The 19026-nt window shown below is 67.9% G+C and carries 21 protein-coding genes; 10 read left to right on the forward strand and 11 right to left on the reverse strand.

Features of this window, described 5'->3' with window-relative positions:
- The first annotated feature begins 21 nt into the window (after positions 1-21).
- Complete coding sequence (gene hemH / locus BMX96_RS07530; protein ID WP_407944657.1) at positions 22-1110, forward strand: ferrochelatase; 1089 nt, start codon at positions 22-24, stop codon at positions 1108-1110.
- 125 nt (positions 1111-1235) lie between these two features.
- Here the strand turns inward: hemH and BMX96_RS07535 are convergent, their stop codons facing one another.
- Both BMX96_RS07535 and BMX96_RS07540 read right to left on the reverse strand, forming a co-directional pair.
- Positions 1236-1415: a hypothetical protein gene (locus BMX96_RS07535; protein ID WP_073126783.1), complete on the reverse strand. Its 180-nt coding sequence runs from the start codon at positions 1413-1415 to the stop codon at positions 1236-1238.
- Positions 1416-1565: 150 nt separating this feature from the next.
- Complete coding sequence (locus BMX96_RS07540; RefSeq protein WP_091844951.1) at positions 1566-2168, reverse strand: L,D-transpeptidase; 603 nt, start codon at positions 2166-2168, stop codon at positions 1566-1568.
- 170 nt (positions 2169-2338) lie between these two features.
- On the opposite strand from BMX96_RS07540, the gene dalA reads away from it, so the two are divergent.
- Positions 2339-2887, forward strand: a complete 549-nt coding sequence (gene dalA, locus BMX96_RS07545) for a divisome-associated lipoprotein DalA (RefSeq protein WP_091844952.1) — start codon at positions 2339-2341, stop codon at positions 2885-2887.
- 30 nt (positions 2888-2917) lie between these two features.
- On the opposite strand, the gene BMX96_RS07550 is transcribed toward dalA, so the two are convergent.
- The 7 genes from BMX96_RS07550 to hslO all read right to left on the reverse strand — a co-directional run bounded on the left by BMX96_RS07550 (position 2918) and on the right by hslO (position 9995).
- Positions 2918-3421 carry a L,D-transpeptidase family protein gene (locus tag BMX96_RS07550; RefSeq protein WP_091844953.1) on the reverse strand — a complete coding sequence of 168 codons (504 nt, stop codon included), beginning with the start codon at positions 3419-3421 and terminating at the stop codon, positions 2918-2920.
- A 114-nt stretch (positions 3422-3535) separates the two neighbouring features.
- Positions 3536-4750, reverse strand: coding sequence for a class I SAM-dependent RNA methyltransferase (locus BMX96_RS07555; protein ID WP_091844954.1), 1215 nt, complete (start codon positions 4748-4750; stop codon positions 3536-3538).
- 14 nt (positions 4751-4764) lie between these two features.
- Complete coding sequence (locus BMX96_RS07560; RefSeq protein WP_091844955.1) at positions 4765-6630, reverse strand: ABC transporter ATP-binding protein; 1866 nt, start codon at positions 6628-6630, stop codon at positions 4765-4767.
- Positions 6631-6684: 54 nt separating this feature from the next.
- Positions 6685-7266: a LysE family translocator gene (locus BMX96_RS07565; RefSeq protein WP_091844956.1), complete on the reverse strand. Its 582-nt coding sequence runs from the start codon at positions 7264-7266 to the stop codon at positions 6685-6687.
- Positions 7263-8414 carry a CCA tRNA nucleotidyltransferase gene (locus BMX96_RS07570; protein ID WP_091844957.1) on the reverse strand — a complete coding sequence of 384 codons (1152 nt, stop codon included), beginning with the start codon at positions 8412-8414 and terminating at the stop codon, positions 7263-7265. The genes BMX96_RS07565 and BMX96_RS07570 overlap by 4 nt, the downstream gene beginning before the upstream one ends.
- Positions 8411-8998, reverse strand: coding sequence for a CoA pyrophosphatase (locus tag BMX96_RS07575; RefSeq protein ID WP_407944658.1), 588 nt, complete (start codon positions 8996-8998; stop codon positions 8411-8413). Before BMX96_RS07575 ends, BMX96_RS07570 begins: the two co-directional genes overlap by 4 nt.
- Positions 8991-9995, reverse strand: coding sequence for an Hsp33 family molecular chaperone HslO (gene hslO / locus BMX96_RS07580; protein WP_091844959.1), 1005 nt, complete (start codon positions 9993-9995; stop codon positions 8991-8993). The genes BMX96_RS07575 and hslO overlap by 8 nt, the downstream gene beginning before the upstream one ends.
- Before the next feature lie 86 nt (positions 9996-10081).
- On the opposite strand from hslO, the gene BMX96_RS07585 reads away from it, so the two are divergent.
- Positions 10082-10549, forward strand: coding sequence for an NUDIX hydrolase (locus BMX96_RS07585; RefSeq protein ID WP_091844960.1), 468 nt, complete (start codon positions 10082-10084; stop codon positions 10547-10549).
- Here the strand turns inward: BMX96_RS07585 and BMX96_RS07590 are convergent.
- Complete coding sequence (locus tag BMX96_RS07590; protein ID WP_236736996.1) at positions 10517-11785, reverse strand: PP2C family protein-serine/threonine phosphatase; 1269 nt, start codon at positions 11783-11785, stop codon at positions 10517-10519. The two genes, BMX96_RS07585 and BMX96_RS07590, sit on opposite strands and share 33 nt — an antisense overlap.
- Before the next feature lie 110 nt (positions 11786-11895).
- Here BMX96_RS07590 and BMX96_RS07595 point away from each other — a divergent pair, with 110 nt between their 5' ends.
- A complete protein-coding gene (locus tag BMX96_RS07595) occupies positions 11896-12270 on the forward strand; it encodes an Hpt domain-containing protein (RefSeq protein ID WP_091844961.1) in 375 nt (124 codons plus the stop codon).
- On the opposite strand, the gene ilvA is transcribed toward BMX96_RS07595, so the two are convergent.
- Positions 12222-13469: a threonine ammonia-lyase IlvA gene (gene ilvA / locus BMX96_RS07600; RefSeq protein WP_091844962.1), complete on the reverse strand. Its 1248-nt coding sequence runs from the start codon at positions 13467-13469 to the stop codon at positions 12222-12224. The two genes, BMX96_RS07595 and ilvA, sit on opposite strands and share 49 nt — an antisense overlap.
- 107 nt (positions 13470-13576) lie before the next feature.
- Here ilvA and BMX96_RS07605 point away from each other — a divergent pair, with 107 nt between their 5' ends.
- From BMX96_RS07605 to BMX96_RS07630, 6 genes are all read left to right on the forward strand, one after another.
- Positions 13577-14797 (forward strand): argininosuccinate synthase, encoded by a 1221-nt coding sequence (locus BMX96_RS07605; protein ID WP_073126807.1) that lies wholly within the window; start codon positions 13577-13579, stop codon positions 14795-14797.
- Positions 14798-15256: 459 nt separating this feature from the next.
- A complete protein-coding gene (msrA, locus tag BMX96_RS07610; protein WP_407944659.1) occupies positions 15257-15910 on the forward strand; it encodes a peptide-methionine (S)-S-oxide reductase MsrA in 654 nt (217 codons plus the stop codon).
- A gap of 118 nt (positions 15911-16028) precedes the next feature.
- The gene (locus BMX96_RS07615) at positions 16029-17015 is read left to right on the forward strand and encodes a KpsF/GutQ family sugar-phosphate isomerase (RefSeq protein WP_091844963.1); all 987 of its coding nucleotides are present in this window, start codon (positions 16029-16031) and stop codon (positions 17013-17015) included.
- Positions 17012-17803, forward strand: coding sequence for a 3-deoxy-manno-octulosonate cytidylyltransferase (locus BMX96_RS07620; RefSeq protein ID WP_073126812.1), 792 nt, complete (start codon positions 17012-17014; stop codon positions 17801-17803). Before BMX96_RS07615 ends, BMX96_RS07620 begins: the two co-directional genes overlap by 4 nt.
- On the forward strand, positions 17800-18621 hold the full coding sequence (kdsA, locus tag BMX96_RS07625; protein ID WP_073126814.1) for a 3-deoxy-8-phosphooctulonate synthase: 822 nt from the start codon (positions 17800-17802) through the stop codon (positions 18619-18621). Before BMX96_RS07620 ends, kdsA begins: the two co-directional genes overlap by 4 nt.
- Before the next feature lie 22 nt (positions 18622-18643).
- A complete protein-coding gene (locus tag BMX96_RS07630; RefSeq protein WP_073126816.1) occupies positions 18644-19024 on the forward strand; it encodes a rhodanese-like domain-containing protein in 381 nt (126 codons plus the stop codon).
- Positions 19025-19026: the final 2 nt, after the last annotated feature.

Raw genomic sequence — 19026 nt, forward strand, 5'->3', positions numbered from 1 at the left:
GTTGTCGAGAGGATGAAGACCATGCTGGATGCACGCGCCCCCGATGGGACCCCGATGTTCATCGAAGAGGGGGCGACCTGCCCCGTTCATGCGCCTGACGACCACCCCAAGATCCCGCCAGCCAAGACCGGCGTGCTTTTGGCCAACCTCGGCACGCCCGACGGCTACGACTACTGGAACATGCGCCGGTATCTGAACGAGTTCCTGTCCGACAAGCGCGTGGTCGACTACTCGGCGTGGATCTGGCAGCCGCTGCTGCAGGCCGTGATCCTGACCAAGCGGCCCTTTTCCAGCGGGGCCGCCTACAAGTCGATCTGGAACGAGGACGCGGGCGAAAGCCCCCTTCTGACCATCACCAAGGCGCAGGTCTCCAAGATCAGGGATCGGCTGGTCGACGCCCATGGCGACAAGGTCATGGTCGATTTCTGCATGCGCTACGGCAACCCGTCGACCCGGTCGAAGGTGCGCGAGATGATCCAGGCGGGTTGCACGCGGATCGTGTTCTTCCCGCTCTACCCACAATACGCCGGCGCGACGACGGCAACGGCGAACGACCAGTTCTTCCGCGCCCTGATGGCCGAGAAGTGGCAGCCATCGGTCCGCACCGTCCCCGCCTATTTCGAGCACCCGAGCTATATCGACGCTCTCGCCAAGTCGGTGGAGCGGGCCTATGGCGCGATGGAGACGAAGCCGGACGTGCTGGTCGCGTCTTATCATGGGGTGCCCCAGCGCTACCTGATGGAAGGCGACCCGTACCACTGCCAGTGCCAGAAGACCTCGCGCCTGCTGAAGGAGCGGCTGGGCTGGGCGGATACCGACATCGTCACCACGTTCCAGTCGCGATTCGGTCCCGAGGAATGGCTGAAGCCCTATACCGTGGAAGAGGTCGCGCGCCTGGCCGAGCACGGCAAGAAGCGCATCGCGGTGATCGCGCCCGCCTTCTCGGCCGACTGCATCGAGACGCTGGAAGAGATCAACGAAGAGATCCGCGAAAGCTTCGAGGAAGCGGGCGGTGAGCACTTCACCTACATCCCGTGCCTCAACGAGGACGACGCCCACATGGACGCGCTGGTCGAGGTGATCGAGGAAAACCTGGCGGGCTGGGTCTGATCGACCCAGGCCATGGGCTTGGGTGTCGTTGGAGCCGTCGCGGCGCCCGAACCCCCTGTTTCAAAAGGAAAACGGCCGGGCACTGGGCCCGGCCGTCTCCAAAAGCGTAATACCGTTCGACTGGATCAGTCGGCAGCGGCAACAGCCACGACGGCCAGCAGCAGCAGCGGGATAACGATCCCGGCCGACGAGCTGGACGATTCTTCAACGACGACGGCCGGCTCCATCATGGGCTCGACCATACCGCCCGCAAACGCACCGGTGGCGGCGACGGACAGGGCAGCGGCAAGAGCAATCTTCTTCATGGTGTATCTCCAGTAATTAGCCTGGTGCCTAGTTTGAAACGAGGCGGCAGCAGGCACCCAAGACTGTACCTCATCGACGGTATAAGCAACATCGACAACGTATTGCAAAGAATTGAAACGCTTGAACGGTTCCCACGCTCCGGCAATTCGTCAAATTAGCAACACTTGGGTTCCGGACTTGGCGAGGCCGTAAAGCTCTTCGATATGGTTGTTGTACAGGCCGATGCAGCCGTTCGACGACCGCCGTCCGATCTTGCGCGTGTCCTGGGTGCCGTGAATCCGGTAATATTGCCACGAAAGATACAATGCGTGCGTTCCCAGCGGATTGTCCGGGCCGGGGCCGATGAAGTCGGGCCACTCGGGATTCCGCTCTTTCATGGCCGGCGTGGGCGCCCAGCTCGGCCCCTCGACCTTGCGGATGACCTCGGTCCGGCCCTTGCGGGTCAGGTCGTCGGTCTGCGGCACCGAGGTCGGATACAGCTTGTAGATCGATTCGTCCTCGTTCCAGTAGTGCAGCGCGCGCGAGGTGATATCGACAAGGATCGCGCCATTGGCCAGCGAATCGAAGTAGGGCCGCCAGTGCAGCGTCCGGAAGCTGGACGCGTTGCGGCGGGTGACGTCCGAGATCTGGGACCGGAATTCGGTCGAATTCGACGTCTGCGCGATGGCGGGCGCCGCCAGCGTGGTCGCTGCCGCGGCTGCGCCGCCCAGGAACCAGCGGCGGTTCAGGATATCCGATGGGTGACGGGTCATGGCGTGTCGCACCTTTGTGATCTTGGCTGCTTCAGGCGTGCAAAATAAGGAGGCCGGCGGATCCTTGCAAATCAAACCGGCGTCAATCCGCGCAACGGCGCCGAAACGGAAAATGGCATCCCGGTCGCGTTACCGCTATTGAGACGCGAAGGGATTACAACGGGTTCGGCATGTATCGAATTTTCGCACCATTGGCCATCGGCGTCGCGGTCCTGTCGGCTTGCGCGGCACCACCACCGCCCGCGCCGCGCGTTGCCGCCGACGGACGACCGCTGCCGCAAGTCTACCGGATCAGCGAAGCGGATTCGGACCGGGTCCAGATCCGGTTCCTCGACGGGATGAACGCCGTGCGCCAGGCCGCCGGTGCCCCGCCCGTTGCGCTGAACGCCGAACTCACGGCCGCCGCGGCCACCCACAGCCGCGACATGTCGGTCCAGAACCGGCCCTGGCATTTCGGGTCGGACGGATCGTCGCCGCTGGAGCGCGTGCGTCGCGTGGGCTACCGCGGCGAGCTGCTCGGCGAAAACATCTCGGAAACCTACGAGACCGAGCTGGAAACCCTGTCGGCCTGGCTCGAATCGCCCGACCAGCGCGACATCATCACCGATCCGCGCGCCCGCGACCTGGGGTTCTCGTGGTTCCAGGAGCCCAGCGGCAAGATCTGGTGGACCATGGTCACCGGCGCCCCGCAGACCTTCGCCCAGGCCAACGGGTTCTGAGCCAGCCTCGCGGGCTGGCCGAGACCCGGTTCAGGGGAAGATGCTGATCGGCGTGCCGTCTTGAACCATGGCGTAGATCTCTTCGATCTCGTCATCGGTGACGGCGATGCAGCCCCAGGTCCAGTCGCCCGTCGCGCCCTTGGGCACGTTCTCGCCCCGGCCGTGGATGAAGATGTCGCCCCCGGCGGGACGTCCCAGACCGCGTGCGACCTCGATATCCCGCGCATTGGGGTACGAGATGCCCACCGACAGGTGATACCGGCTGTTGGGGTTGCGGCGATCGATCATGTAATGCCCCTCGGGCGTCTTGCCGTCGCCTTCGACCTGCTTGTGGCCCTCGGGCGCGAAACCCAGGCCGACATTGTAGACCTTCAGGGGCGTCCCGTTGTGCAGCAATTGCAGCTGACGCGCCTCTTTCAGCAGAACGACGCGGGTGACTTCCGGGCCGTCATAACTGCGGAATTTCGATGGCGCTGCGCATCCCGTCAGGATGACCAGCGACAGCGTGATCAGAACGGATCTGATGATGGACATGGGGTCTGCTCGCCCTTGGATGTGCCTCGATGGCGCGGACCATAGCAAACTCCCACGCGACACCGAATATCCCTTGCCTCTCACATAGGCGTGAGCGGCGGGCACGTTGCAAAATCAGCGCGACAGGTGGGCGACGAGTTCCACGTGGGGCGACCAACGGAACTGGTCGACGACCTTCACCGATTTCAGCCGATAGCCGCCGCGCTGCGCGATCGCCACGTCGCGGGCGAACGTTACCGGGTTGCAGGACACCGCGGCGATCACCGGAACCTCGCTTTGGGCCAGTTCCGCGAACTGCGCCTCGGCCCCGGCGCGGGGCGGGTCGATAACCACGGCGTCGAGGCGGCCCAGCTCCGAGGCCAGCAGCGGGCGCTGGAACAGGTCGCGCGTCTCGGCCTCGAGCGCATGCAGCCCGCCGGCCTTCTGCCAGGCGGCGCGGGTGGCGTCGGACAGGCTGCGCAGCCCTTCGACCGCGACGACTTCGGCCTGGCGGGACAGGGGCAGCGCGAAGGTGCCGCAGCCCGCGAACAGGTCGGCGACACGCTTCGCGTCGCCCACGATGTCTCTGACGGCGCGCCACAGGGCGGCCTCGCCCGACTTGGTGGCTTGCAGGAACGCGCCCGGGGGCGGCACGCAGGCCACGTCGCCGAACATCTGGTGCGGTGGCCGCGCCTGGGCGATGGGGATGTCGCCCCATGTCAGCCGCGCCAGGTCGGCCGTCCCGGCAATGCGCGCCAGCTCTTCCGAAAGGGCGCGATCCGGCTCTTTCCCGCCCGACACCACCACGTCCAGCCCGGCAGGCCCGTGGGTCACGGCCAGCGACAGGGTGTCCTTGCGCCCCGCGCCCGCCGCCACGAGGTCGGAAAGCACCGGCAGGGCCTTCACGATCTGCGGGACCAGCACCCGGCAATGGGGCACGGGCACGATCCGGTCCGACGCCCGTTCGTGGAACCCGATCTCGACCCCGTCGCGGCTGCGCCGGGCCGACAACACGGCGCGCCGGCGCGAGGCGGGCGGCGAGGTCGCGATGCCGGTGATCGGCGCGGGCAGGCCCTGCGCAGCCAGCGCCTGCGCCACCACCCGCACTTTGAACCGTGCCACGAAAGTATCCGAGGCATGCATCAGCGCGCAGGCCCCGCAGCGGTCGTAATGCGGGCAGGCGGGCGTCACGCGCTCGGGCGACGGCGTCACGATCTCGGGGATCGGCATCCGGTCGCCCATGACGCGGCCGCGCACCGTCTCGTTCGGCAGGGCGCGCGGGACAAAAACGGGGCCAGGGGCGATGCCGTCGCCAAGGTGGCCCAGGCGGGTGATGGTCACGGTCTCCATCGGGCGGCCCTAGCCTATTCCGCGGCCTCGGAATAGCCCATGAACCCGCCCGACTGCCGCTTCCAGTAGCGGGCATAGGTGCCGCCCTGCGCCAGCAGCGCCTCGTGGGTGCCTTCCTCGACGATGCGGCCCTGTTCCAGCACCACGATCCGGTCCATCCGGGCGATGGTCGACAGGCGGTGCGCGATGGCCAGCACGGTCTTGCCCTCCATCGCGCGCTCCAGCGCGGCCTGGATCGACGCCTCGACCTCGCTGTCGAGCGCGCTGGTCGCCTCGTCCAGCACAAGGATCGGCGCGTCCTTCAGCAGCGCGCGGGCCAGCGCGATCCGCTGCCGCTGCCCGCCCGAAAGCTTGACCCCCCGCTCGCCCAGATGCGCGTCGTAGCCGGTGCGCCCCTTGAAGTCCTGCAGGTCGAGGATGAACTCGTGCGCCTCGGCCTTGCGGGCGGCGGCGATCATCTCGTCCTCGGTGGCGTCGGGCCGTCCGTAAAGGATGTTCTCCCGCGCCGAGCGGTTGAACATGGCCGTTTCCTGGGTGACCATGCCGATCTGGCGGCGCAGGCTTTCCTGCGTCACGTCGCGGATATCGCGCCCGTCGACGGTGATGCGCCCCCGCTCGGGGTCGTAGAGCCGCAGGAGCAGCGCCACCAGCGTTGACTTGCCTGCCCCCGATGCACCGACGACGCCGATCTTCTCGCCCTGCGCGACGGTCAGGTCCAACTGCTCGATCCCGCCCGCGCCGCGCCCGTAGGTGAACCGCAGGTCCTCGAACCCGATCGCGCCGCCATGGGGCAACGCATCCGCCGCGTCCGCGTCGGTCAGCGTGTGCGGCGGCGTCAGGGTGTTCATGCCATCCTCGACCTCGCCCACGTTGGAATAGATCGCCATCAGCGTGAACGACACCCAACCCGTCATCTGCGCGATGCGGATCGAGATCGCACCGGCCGCGGCGATGTCGCCCGGCGTCGCGATCCCCTGCGTCCACAGCGCGATGGTGCCGCCGATCAGCAGGATCGGCAGGATGCCGGCCAGCGCCATGAGCGAGAAGCGGAAGCCCGCGGTCAGCAGGCCGAAATCCACCACCTTGTCGCGGAACGTGGAAATCGCGCCCAGCGCGGCACGGTCCTCGTGATCGGCATGGGCGAACAGCTTGACCGTCTTGATGTTGGTGATCGTGTCGACGACCTGCCCCGACACCATGGCCCGCGCGCCCGCCCGGGCCTTGGCCCGCACCCGGATGCGCGGCATGAACCAGCGGATCAGGGCAAAGTACCCCACGCACCACACGGCCAGCCCGACCGCCATCCACACGCTGATCGTCGTCAGCAGGAAGACCGAGCCGATCAGGGTCGCAAGAGCGAAGGCCACCACGTTGATCATCTCGGACGCCACGTCGGTGATCGCGCGGCTGGTCTGCATCTGCTTCTGCGCGATGCGCCCGGCGAAATCGTCGTCGAAGAAGGTGACGGCCTGGCCCAGCGTCCAGCGGTGCAGGCGGCTCAGCACCAGCGGGTTCACGTTGGGCGACACGATGACGGCGTTGGCCGTCGCGCTGGCCCCGAACAGGGCCGGGCGGACGACGACGAAGAACAGCAGCGCCCCGACCAGCAGCGTGGCGTTCTCGGCCAGGTATCCCGGCGTCGCGGTCCCGGCGGCCGAGTCGATGATCCAGCCCAGAAGCAGGGCGGTCACCACCTCGGCCCCGCCGGCCAGCGCCGACACCACGGCGGCGATCGACAGCCACGGCCAGGCCCCGGCCAAAGCCCAGCCCATGAACGCGCCCAGCGTCCGCGGCGGGGGGCCGTCGGCGGGCGCGAAGGCGTCGATCAGGTCGGAAAGCGGGCGCAAAAGGCGCGTGGGGCTGAAACGGTGCAATGACATTCCGGGCAACATAGGCGATGCGTCCGCGATTGCGCGCACGATCCCGTGTTCAGGTCAAAGAAAGACGGCCAACGCCGACAGCGCAAGCGCGGCGGCCATGATCCGCAGGAAGACGGCCCAGGCCGCGTCGCTGGACAACAGGGCCGTCAGCAGGTGGCCCGCACCCGTCCAGAACAGGCAGACGCCGAGGTTGATCCCCGCGAAGGCAGCGCCCAACCGCGCGCCTTCGGCAAGGGGCGGTAGGCCCGCGGCATAGCCCGACGCGGCGGCCAGCGCGACGGCCCAGACCTTGGGGTTGACCCACTGGAACAGCACCGCCTCGACCAGCGTGAAGGGCCGGTCGCGGCCTTCGACACGCGGCCGCCGGGCGCGGCGGGCCAGACCCCAGGCCATCCACAGGATCCACGCGCAGGCGGCCAGTTTCAGACCCCATTCCAGCGCCGGGCGCCCCAGAAGGACCGCGCCGATGCCCGCGCCCGTCAGCCCCGCCGTGATACCCACGCCCAGCGCGACGCCCGCCACGTGCGGCAGCGTCCGCGCCATGCCGAACCGCGCGCCCGAAGCGGTCAGCAGGATCACGTTGGGGCCGGGCGTGAAGAGACCCGCGAAGACGAACAGGTAAAGCGGGTCGATCATCCCAGCAGGTCGTCGCGGCTGGCCGTCATGCCTGACGCGATCCAGCGGCGTTCCAGCTCGGCCAGCTTGCGGCCGATCTCGGGGCCCTTGTAGTCGCCCGCCAGATCGGCGCCGCGCACGGGAAACCGCGCAGTCGCACCGCGCGCAATCCGGTCGCCCAGATCGGCCGGTAGCGGCGCAGAGAAGCTGGCCGCGCGCAACAGCTCGACATCGCGGGCGGTGTCGGCCCCGTGACGCCAGGCCAATTCCGCCGTGCCGGCCTCAGCCCCGATCCCGTCGCGCAGCAGCGCCAGCCGGGCCGCCTGCTTGCGTGACAGGCGCAGCCGTTCGGACGCCTCATCCCCGCCCAGCACGGCAAGCCGGCTCAAAGGGTCCGGCGCGGCTTCGAGCGTGCCTTCAAGGTGGACGAGAACCGCCAGCAGTCCGGGATCGGCCCCGGGAAGGATCCGCGCAAGGATCCCCGATTGCGCCATCGAGGCGACAGCGGGCGCCGGGTCGGGCGCGGAGAGAAGCTTCAGCGTTTCGGCGCCGACCCGTTCCGCCGAAAGCTGCTCCAACCCCTCGGCCAGCGCGGCGCAGGCGGCCAGCGCCTCGGCGTCGACGCCGTGCTCGGGGTCGCCGTACCAAGCGTGGAACCGGAAATAACGCAAGATGCGCAGGTAATCCTCGCGGATACGCTGTTCCGCGTCACCAATGAACCTGACCCGCCGGGCGTGAAGATCCGGCAGGCCGCCCAAGGGGTCCAGCACCGTGCCGGTCGCATCGGCATAAAGCGCGTTCATGGTGAAATCGCGCCGGGCCGCGTCCTCTTCGATCCGGTCGGAAAACGCGACCGTGGCGTGACGGCCGTCTGTGTCCACGTCCTTGCGGAAGGTGGTGACCTCGTAGCCCTCGCCCTCCACCACCACGGTGACGGTGCCGTGGTCGATGCCCGTGGGCACCGGTTTCAGGCCCGCGGCCTCGGCCAGGGCGATGACCCGCTCGGGCACCGCGTCGGTGGCGATGTCCACGTCATCCACCGGCGCCCCGATCAGCTGGTTTCGCACGCAGCCGCCCACCGCCAGCGCCTGGTGGCCCGCCCCGGTGAGCGTGGCCAGGACGCGCTGGGTGCCGTCATCCGCCAGCCACTGTGCGCCAGTGATCTTCATGCCGATACCCTCTGCGCCAGTCCCCGCAGGATCCGCGCGGTGGCGCCCCAGATGTAATAGGGACCGTAGGGCACGGTGTAATAGAGCCTTTGCTGCCCCCGCCAACGGCGCGACTGAACGCTGAACCGCGCCGGGTCGGTGACGTGGTCGAATGGCACGTGGAAGATCTCGGCGACCTCGCCGGGTTCGGGGCGCGGCTCGAACGGGCGGGTGATGAACCCGAGGACGGGATGCATGGCGAAGCCCGTGACCGTTTCGTGGGGCGGCAGCGCGCCGATGATCTCGACCGCGTCGCGCGGCAGGCCGATCTCTTCCTCGGCCTCGCGCAGGGCGGCATCGGTGGCGTCCCGGTCGCCGGGGTCGATCTTGCCGCCCGGGAACGCGATCTGGCCGGGATGCTGGCTGAGCTGGGACGACCGCTTGGTCAGGATCACGCTGCCGGTGCGAACGCAGACGGGCACCAGCACGCCGGCCCCGCGCAACCCCGTGGTCCGGGGCCGCGCGGGCGCGTTCAGATCGAAATCCGACGACGGCCCGGTGTCGCGCGCCAGCGCGGCCTGCAGCCGGGCGCGCAGGTCATCCATCATCGCCCGGTGCGATTTCCGCCTCGAACCCCAGCGTGCGGGGGTCGAACTCGTAATGAGCGCCGCAGAACTGGCAGTCGGCGGTGACCTTGCCATCCTCGGTCGTCATGTGCGCGATGTCGCGGGCCGAGTAGATCGACAGGCTCTGGCGCACGCGATCGGCCGAGCAGGTGCATCCGAAAGTCACCGGTTGCGCGTCGAACACCCGTGGCTTTTCCTCGTGGAACAGGCGCACCAGCAGGTCGGTGGGCGCGACATGGGGGCCGATCAGCTCGGTCTCTTCCACGGTGTCCAGCAGCATGTTCGCGCGCTTCCAGTTCTCGGCCTCGTCGCCATCCAGGACATCCTCGGCCTGCATCACGCCCGCGTCGCCCGAGCCGCCTTCGCCCTTGGCCATCAGCGGCGACGCCTTGGGCATGTGCTGCAGCATGATGCCGCCCGCGCGCCACGCGGTCAGCTGGCCCGGCTCCTGTGCCTGCCCGAAGGCGGGGGCGAACCGGGTCGGCAGCTGCTCGGACTGGGCGAAGTAGGTCTCGGCGCAGGCCGACAGCGACCCGCCGGCGATGGGCGTGATCCCCTGGTAGGGGTGGGTGCCGTCGCCCTGGTCCATCAGGACCGCGAAATAGCCCTTGCCGATCTGGCTGAAAGGGTCGACCCCCGATTGCAGCTTGTCGGCATCGTAGCTGGCATAGGCCCGGATCTGCGCGGGCGAGCCGTCGGCGCCCGGCGCGTAGTAGTCGGTGGCGATCAGCCGGGCGGGCCCGTCGCCGCGAACCTGCAATGACAGTTTCCAGCGCAGCTTGATGGTCTGGCCGATCATCGCCGTCAGGAGCGTAGCTTCGGCGACCAGCGCTTCGATCTCGGGGGGGTAGTCGTGCTGCTCCAGCACCCGCTCGAGCGTCGAGTCAAGCCGCGCGACACGGCCGCGGATGTCCGAAGCGTCAAGCTGGAAGGGCAGGACGGTATCGTCCCAGGCGATTTTCGTGCTGAGTGTCATGGGCTTCCTTTGCCGGATGGCGTTGGGCGTCAGCCCGCTATATAGGGCCGGGACACAAATCCTTGAACCCCGGGGGACCCGCCGCGATGATCCCGCGTTTCGACCTGCCGCCCGAAGCCGACCGCCGCTACGTGTTCCGGCCCGGCGCCTATGCCGTGTTGCTGCGAGGGCGCGACATCCTTCTGACCCGCCAGAACGGGTCCGACCGGGCGCTGCAACTGCCCGGCGGCGGCATCGATCCGGGCGAGACGCCGCTGCGCGCGTTGCACCGCGAGGTCTTTGAGGAAACCGGCTGGCGCATGGCGGTGGACCGGCGGCTGGGCAGTTTCCGCCGCTTCGCGTTCATGCCCGAATACGGGATCCACGCCGAGAAGCTGTGCCACATCTTCCTGGGCCGCCCCGGCCTGCGCATCGGGCCGCCGGTCGAGCCGGATCACGATGCGGTCTGGATGGATGCCGACGAGGCGGTGACGCAGCTGGACAATGCGGGCGACGCCTATTTCCTGGCGCGGTTCCTGCGCTCAGGCCGGGGCGCGGTCGATCACCGCCATTGACACGTCGTCGGGCGGGTCGCCGCCCTCGAGCAGGGCCGCAAGCTCGCCGCGCAGGGCCTTGAGCAACCCGCGCCCCGGGGTCCGCCAGTGACGGGCCAACAGCCGGGCGAGACCATCCTCGCCCAGCAGCCCGCCGCCGGGATCGGGACATTCGGTGACCCCGTCGGAATGGATCAGCAGCCGGTCGCCGGGCAAAAGGCTCACGGACACGGTTTCGAACGCCGCGTCCTCGACCAGGCCCACCGGCATGCCGCCCTGGCCAACCGGGCTCAGACCACCATCGGCGCGGACGAGGATGGGGTGCGGATGCCCGGCCTGGCACAGATCGACCCGGCCACTGTCGAAATCGACTTCGGCAAGAATCATGGTGGCGTAGTGGTCGGTCTGGAATTCCGACAGGAACATCCGGTTCAGCCGCGCGCAGATCATGTCGGGTCGCCGCATGGCCACGCGGCCCCCGCGCCGCTCCAACGCGACGTTCTTGCCCGGGTCCCCGCCCGTCAGCCAGCCCGAGACCCGCGCGGCAACGAGGGCCGAGGCCACCCCGTGACCCGAGATATCGAGAGAGAAGACGCCATGCCGGGTGTCCGAGATGGGAAAGCCGCCGACGAGATCGCCGCCCACGGGACCCGAGGGCTGCAACAGGTAGGACACCGATCCGCCCGCCAGCCGGGCAGAGCTGCGCGGCACCAGTGACATCTGAAGCTTGCGCGCCTCGGCCAGGTCGCGGTTCAGCGCATCGTTCAGCCGCTGAAGGTCCGACGCGGCGCGGCAGGCCTCGCGGCTGCGCAGGACCAGCTCGCGCTCGATCCGGACCACGCGGGCGGCGGCATGCAGACGCGCCAGCAGCTCGTCGGGGCTGACCGGCTTGGTCAGGAAGTCGTCGGCCCCCGTTTGCAGCGCCATGGCGATCTCGTCCTTGCCGCGCTTGGCCGTCAGGACGATGAAATAGACGTATCGGTCATCGCCGAAGCTGCGGACCCGGGCGCACAGGTCCAGGCCGGACAGGCCCGGCATCATCCAGTCGCTGAGAATGATATCCGGCGGATCGGTCCGGCAGAGGATCAGCGCCTCTTCCGCCGAGCCCGCCTCGATCACGCGATATTCGCTGCCCGAGAGGCTTGATGCCAACATGCGCCGGTGAAGCCGGCTGTCGTCGACGATCAGCAAGGTCAGGGTCGGTCGGCGCGGGGGCGTCAGGCCCTCATTCGCCGGACGGGTGGCTTCCTTGGGCACAGCGCCGGTGGATCCTTTCGCGGTCACACCGGGTCTAGCGGTCCGATCCTAAGGAATGGTGAAGGCCGTATTGACCGATCCTTTACGGACGGCTGCTATCCTGAGCGGTGATGACCGGCGAGAGTGATCTTCTGAACCTTGAAACCGTCGCCCTGCTCCAGCGGGAATTCGCGCCCGCGGTCCTGGCCGAACTGGTGGACCTGTTCGCCGTCGAGGCCGCGCCGATCCTGGCGCAGATCGACAGTGGGCATGATCCATCGGCCGCCGACTTTCACAGCCTGCGCGGGGCCGCCCTGGCGCTTGGTCTGACCGGTGTGGCGGCGGCCGCGCAATCCTGCGAGGAGCGGATCGCGGCCGGCCGCCCGGCCCAGACGGAGGGCTTGCGTGGACTCATCGATCGGTCGGTCGCCGCCCTGTGCGACCGGATCGGCGCGGATCAGACGAGGAAGTCTGCCAACGTCTCGTCCTCGGTGATGTCACGATAGACGAAGTCGGCCGCGTCGAGCTTGTCGAACAGGGTGGCGAAGTTCTCGGGCCGCGAGGTTTCGATCCCGATCAGGACGGACCCGAAATTGCGCGCGGATTTCTTCAGGTACTCGAACCGGGCGATATCGTCCTCGGGGCCGAGCATCTCGAGGAAATCACGCAGGGCGCCCGGCCGCTGGGGCATCCGCAGGATGAAGTACTTCTTCACGCCGCCATAACGCTGGGCGCGCTCCTTGACCTCGGGCAGCCGCTCGAAATCGAAGTTCCCGCCCGAGGTCACGCACACCACCGTCTTGCCCCGGATCTCGTCCGCCATCTGCGGCAGCACGTCCAGGGCCAGCGCCCCTGCGGGCTCGAGGACAATCCCCTCGATATTCAGCATCTCGATGATGGTGGCGCAGATCCGGTCCTCGGGCGCGGTCAGCACCCGCTCGGGCGGCACGTCGCGCAGCACCTCGAAGGTCCGCGCGCCGATCCGCGCGACAGCCGCGCCGTCCACGAAGCTATCGACCTTGGGCAGTGTGACCAGCTCGCCCTTGGCCAGCGCGGCGGTCAGGCTGGCGCCGCCCGTCGGCTCGACCAACCAGATCGGCATCTCGGGCGCCATCTGGTCAAGATAGCGTTTCATTCCCGACGACAGGCCGCCGCCGCCCACCGGCAGGATCACCATGTCCGGCGCCCGTTCCATCTCCGACAGGATCTCGACCGCGACCGAGCTTTGGCCCTCGATCACGTGGTCATCGTCGAAGGGCGACAGGAAATGCCCGCCCCGCTCGGCGCAGAATGCCTGCGCCGTTTTCAGCGTGTCGTCGAAATAGTCGCCCACCAGCCGGATCTCGACCGCGTCACCGCCGAAGGTTCGGGTCTTCTCGACCTTCTGCGCGGGTGTCGTGACGGGCATGAAGATCACGCCCTTCACCCCGAAATGCCGGCAGTTGAAGGCGACGCCCTGCGCGTGGTTGCCCGCGCTCGCGGCGACGAACAGGTTCTGGTCGGGATCGGCCTCGCGCGCCTTGCGCATGGCGTTGAACGCGCCGCGGATCTTGTAGGACCGGACTGGGCTGAGATCCTCGCGCTTCAGCCAGATGTCGGCGTCGTACTTGGCGCTGAGGTAATCGTTGCGCTGCAAGGGCGTGGCGGGAAACAGCCCGCGCAGCCGGGCCGTCACGGCCAGGGCGGTATCTGCGAAATTGCTCATGGTCAGCAGCTATGCCCGCCCGACGTCCCTGCGGCAAGGCCACCTTGCGATTGGCCCCGAAAGCCTCTACCCACGCGACGATTTGACCCGTGATGGAGACTTGGCCCATGTCCGCCCCGAAAAAAGTGGTGCTTGCCTATTCCGGCGGGCTCGACACCTCGATCATCCTGAAATGGCTCCAGACCGAGTATGGCTGCGAGGTCGTGACCTTCACCGCCGACCTGGGCCAGGGCGAAGAGCTCGAGCCGGCGCGCAAGAAGGCCGAGCAGATGGGCGCGAGCGACATCTACATCGAGGACCTGCGCGAGGAATTCGTGCGTGACTTCGTTTTCCCGATGTTCCGCGCCAACGCGCTGTACGAAGGGCTGTATCTGCTGGGCACCTCGATCGCGCGGCCGCTGATCTCCAAGCGGCTGGTCGAGATCGCGGCCGAGACGGGCGCCGACGCCGTGGCCCACGGCGCCACCGGTAAGGGCAACGACCAGGTGCGGTTCGAGCTGGCCGCCTATGCCCTGAACCCCGACATCAAGGTGATCGCCCCCTGGCGCGAATGGGACCTGTCGAGCCGCACGAAGCTGATCGACTTCGCCGAGAAGCACCAGATCCCGATCGCCAAGGACAAGCGCGGCGAGGCACCGTTCAGCGTGGATGCAAACCTTCTGCACACCTCGTCCGAGGGCAAGGTGCTGGAAGATCCCGCCGTCGACGCGCCGGACTATGTCTACCAGCGCACGACCAACCCCGAGGATGCGCCCGATCAGCCGCAATATGTCGAGATCGGGTTCGAGCGGGGCGATGCCGTGAGCATAGACGGCCAGGCCATGTCGCCGGCCGAGATCCTGACAAAGCTGAACGAGCTGGGCGGCGCCCATGGCTGCGGCCGCCTGGACCTTGTCGAGGGCCGGTTCGTCGGGATGAAGTCGCGCGGCATCTACGAAACGCCGGGCGGTACGCTGCTGCTCGAAGCGCATCGCGGGATCGAACAGATCACGCTTGACCGCGGGCAGGCGCACCTGAAAGACGAGCTGATGCCGCGCTACGCCGAGCTAATCTACAACGGCTTCTGGTTCTCGCCCGAGCGCGAGATGCTGCAGGCCGCCATTGATCACAGCCAGCAGCACGTCACCGGCACGGTGCGGCTGAAGCTGTACAAGGGGTCGGTGCGTTGCGTCGGTCGCTGGTCGGATCACAGCCTCTATTCCGAGGCGCACGTGACCTTCGAGGACGATGCCGGCGCCTACGACCAGAAGGACGCGGCCGGATTCATCCAGCTGAACGCGCTGCGGCTGAAGCTTCTGGCCGCCCGCAAGCGGCGTCTGGACGGCTGAAACGAACGGGGGCCGCGTCTGCGCCGCGACCCCCTAGAGCCAACGTGACAGGGACGTTGACCCTGATCCGTACTTGACGACAACTCGTTACATCGCGGGCTCCCGAAACACGGGCGGCCGGATCGGCCGGAAAACGATCGCTGCCGATCTTGCTTCCCATGAGGGTGAGTCGCTTCGACCGACAGAGGCACAGGCGGTGTCGCCGCCGCCTATGCCCAAGACCATTTTCAGCCCGCATCTTTGCGGGATCACCTGCAGTCACGTAGGCAAGGCGACAAAGTTTCGGGCCGTCGCAAAAAAAATTTTGACGTCGATCGCGGGGCCATGACGGGGCCTGTTCGCCCCCTGAAACAGCCGCGCCGGCGCATGACAGCGCTTCACCCTTGCGTGACAACACGACCCATTTCATTGAAACCGATCCCGCTTGTCGCGACCTTTCCCGTCAAAAGGGAGATCACGATGATGAACGGATTTGCGAAAACGAAATACGCGGCACTCGGCGCCGCCGCGCTGCTCGCCACTGCCCTCGGGGCCCCCGCGGCCAAGGCCGAGACGGCCCTGGTCGCCGGTGGCTGTTTCTGGTGCGTCGAGGCCGATTTCGAGAAGGTCAAGGGCGTGAGCGAGGTCGTTTCGGGCTTTGCCGGCGGCGATGTCGCGAACCCGACCTACAAGCAGGTCACCGGCGGCGACACGGGTCACCTGGAGGTCGCGCAGATCGAGTTCGACGAAAGCCAGGTCAGCTACGCACAGATCATCGACCTGTTCCTGCGCTCGATCGACCCGTTCGACGCGGGCGGACAGTTCTGCGACCGGGGCGAAAGCTACTCGACCGCGATCTTCGCCCTGAACGACCGCCAGGCGCGGATCGCGCAGGAACGGGTTGCCGCGGCCGAGGCCGAACTGGGCCGCAAGATCGTGACGCCCGTGCGCGGCGCGGCCGAATTCTATCCGGCCGAGGACTACCACCAGGACTACTACAAGGGTGACGACCTGGTGCTGACCCGCCGCGGCCCGAAATCGAAGGCCAACGCCTATGATTTCTACCGCGATGCCTGTCGCCGCGACGAACGGGTTCGGGATATCTGGGGCAATGACGCCCCGTTCACGGGCTGAAGCGAGCCGTGCCGCGGCGCGTGGGCAACGGGTCCCGCGCGCCGCAACGCATCATCGCATCCGCCACCTCGGGTCGCGGCGCGTGGACACGGGCGGCGGCTGTGGATATGACCGGCCCATGGCCGAGCCCGCACCAGACACCGCCCCGACGCCCGCACGCGACGCCCGCGCCATCGCGCGGGACGTGTTGCTGACGGAAAGCGACGGCCTGCGCCAGTTGGCCGACAGCCTGAGCCCCACCATCGCCGAGACCGTGGCCCAGCTTCTGCAGACGCCGGGCCGCATCATCGTGTCGGGCATGGGGAAATCGGGCCACGTGGCCGCCAAGATCGCCGCCACGCTCGCCTCGACCGGCAGCCCGGCGCAGTTCGTCCATCCCGGCGAGGCCAGCCACGGCGACCTGGGCATGATCACCCGCAGCGACGCGGTGATCCTGATCTCGAACTCGGGCGAAACCCGCGAACTCGGCGATATCATCGCCCACACCCGGCGGTTCCGCGTCCCCATGGTCGCGATCACCCGGCGGGCCGAGTCGACCCTCGCGCAGCAGGCCGATCATTTGCTGCTTCTACCCGACGCGCCCGAGGCCTGTGCCATCGGCATGGCACCGACCACATCGACCACGATGACCATGGCGCTGGGCGACGCGCTGGCCGTCGCCCTGATGGAGGCGCGGGGCTTCGACCGCGACAGCTTCCACGTCTTCCACCCGGGCGGCACGCTGGGCGCCCAACTTCTGAGCGTCAGCGCCGTGATGCATCGCGGGGGCGCCCTGCCCGTCGTGGCGCCGGACACCCCCATGGGCGAAGCGCTGATCGAGATGACGGCGAAAGGCTTCGGCGTCGCCGCGGTGGTGTCGGACGGACGGCTGCGCGGCGTCATCACCGACGGCGATTTGCGGCGGAACCTCGAAGGCCTGATGGGCCGCGTCGCGGGCGACGTGGCGACGCCGGACCCGCAGACCATCGACCCCGAGGCGCTTCTGGCCGAAGCGCTGGGCATCATGAACGAGCGCAAGATCTCGGCCCTGTTCGCCGTCGACGGCGACGGGATTCTGCAGGGCCTTGTCCATATCCACGACGCATTGCGGGCAGGTGTGAAATGAGCGTGACCGTCTTCATTCCCGCGCGCTATGCCTCGTCGCGCTATCCCGGCAAGCCGCTGGTGGACCTGACCGGCGCCACCGGCCGCAAGGCGTCCCTGATCCAGCGCAGCTGGGAGGCGGCGCAGGGGATTCCCGGCGTCGACGACGTCTATGTCCTGACCGATGACGACCGGATCGCGGATGCCACCCGTGCGTTCGGCGGCGCGGTCCTGATGACGTCCAGCGCGGCCCGGAACGGTACCGAACGCTGTGCCGAGGGGCTGGCCCAGCTCGACACCGCGCCCGAGATCATCGTGAACCTGCAGGGCGACGCGCCGCTGACGCCCGCCTGGTTCCTCGAGGCGCTGATCGCGCATATGCAGGCCAACCCGGACGCGCAGATGGCGACGCCCGTTCTGCGCACCGATGCCGAGACGCTGGAAAACTTCGTCACCGACCGCAAGGAAGGCCGCGTCGGCGGAACCACGGCGGTCATCCGCGGCGATGGCACCGCTCTGTATTTCTCGAAAGAGGTGCTGCCCCACGTGGCAAGCCTCACCAAGCCGCCCGAGGTCTGGCACCACGTGGGCGTCTATGCCTACCGTCCCGCCGCGCTCGACGCATATGCAGGGTGGCCCGAAGGCCCGCTCGAGCGCGCCGAGGGGCTGGAGCAGCTGCGGTTCCTGGAAAACGGCTGGCCCGTTGCCTGCGTCCCGGTGGACGCGCGCGGCCGGGTGTTCTGGGAACTGAACAACCCCGTGGACGTGGCCCGGATCGAAGCCGTGCTGAAAAAGGAAGGCATCGCATGAAGACCGTTACCATCGGCGACATTTCCGTCTCGAACACGGCGCCCTTCGCGCTGATCGCCGGGCCCTGCCAACTCGAGTCGCTGGATCACGCCCGGATGCTGGCCGAGCGGATCGCCACCGCCGCCGACGCCGCCAACCGGCCGTGGATCTTCAAATCGAGCTACGACAAGGCCAACCGGTCGTCGCTGAAGGGTAAGCGGGGCCTCGGGATGGACGAGGGCCTGTCGATCCTGTCGAAGATCAAGGCCGAGTTCGGCGTGCCGGTCCTGACCGATGTGCACGGCCCCGACCAATGCGCCCCGGTGGCCGAGGTCGTGGACGTGCTGCAGATCCCGGCCTTCCTGTCGCGCCAGACCGACCTGCTGCTGGCCGCGGGCGAAACCGGCGCCGCGATCAACGTGAAGAAGGGTCAGTTCCTTGCCCCGTGGGACATGGAGAACGTGGCCGCCAAGATCGCTTCGACCGGGAACGAGCGGGTGATGCTTTGCGAACGCGGCGCGTCCTTCGGCTATAACATGCTGGTCTCGGACATGCGGTCGCTGCCGATCATGGCGGGAACCGGCTATCCGGTCGTCTTCGACGCCACCCATTCGGTTCAACTGCCCGGCGGACAGGGCAGCGCGTCGGGCGGACAGCGCGAATTCGTCGAGCCCCTGGCCCGCGCGGCGCTGGCCGTGGGCGCGGCCGCGGTCTTCATCGAAACCCACGAAGATCCCGACAACGCCCCCAGCGACGGACCCAACATGGTGTTCATCGACAAGCTGGCCCCGCTGCTGCAAGGGCTGGCCGCGATCGACGATCTGACTAAGTCCCGGTGAAAGACACACCGGAGGAACTCCCATGAAAACCGAAGAGACGGACCAAGGCACCTTGGAGACCTGGACCGTGGACGAGGTGGCAAAAGCGCTCGACGCAGGCGAGATCGCGCTGATCGACGTGCGCACCCCGGCCGAGTACAGCTTCGAGCATATCGAGGGCGCGCTGCTGTCGCCCCTGTCGCATTTCCGCGCGGACCGACTACCGTCGCAGCAGGGCAAGCGGCTGGTCTTCCACTGCGGCAGCGGCGTGCGGTCCGAAAAGGTCGCGCGCAAGTGCCTCGAGGCCGGGATCAGCCCCGTGGCCCACATGGAGGGCGGCTTCGGCGCGTGGAAATCGGCAAAACAGCCCCACATCGCCACCGACATGGCGTCGGGCGGTCTGAAGCGGGTCGAGGCCGGCTGAGA

This window comes from Palleronia pelagia (assembly GCF_900110115.1).
Taxonomy (GTDB): domain Bacteria; phylum Pseudomonadota; class Alphaproteobacteria; order Rhodobacterales; family Rhodobacteraceae; genus Palleronia; species Palleronia pelagia.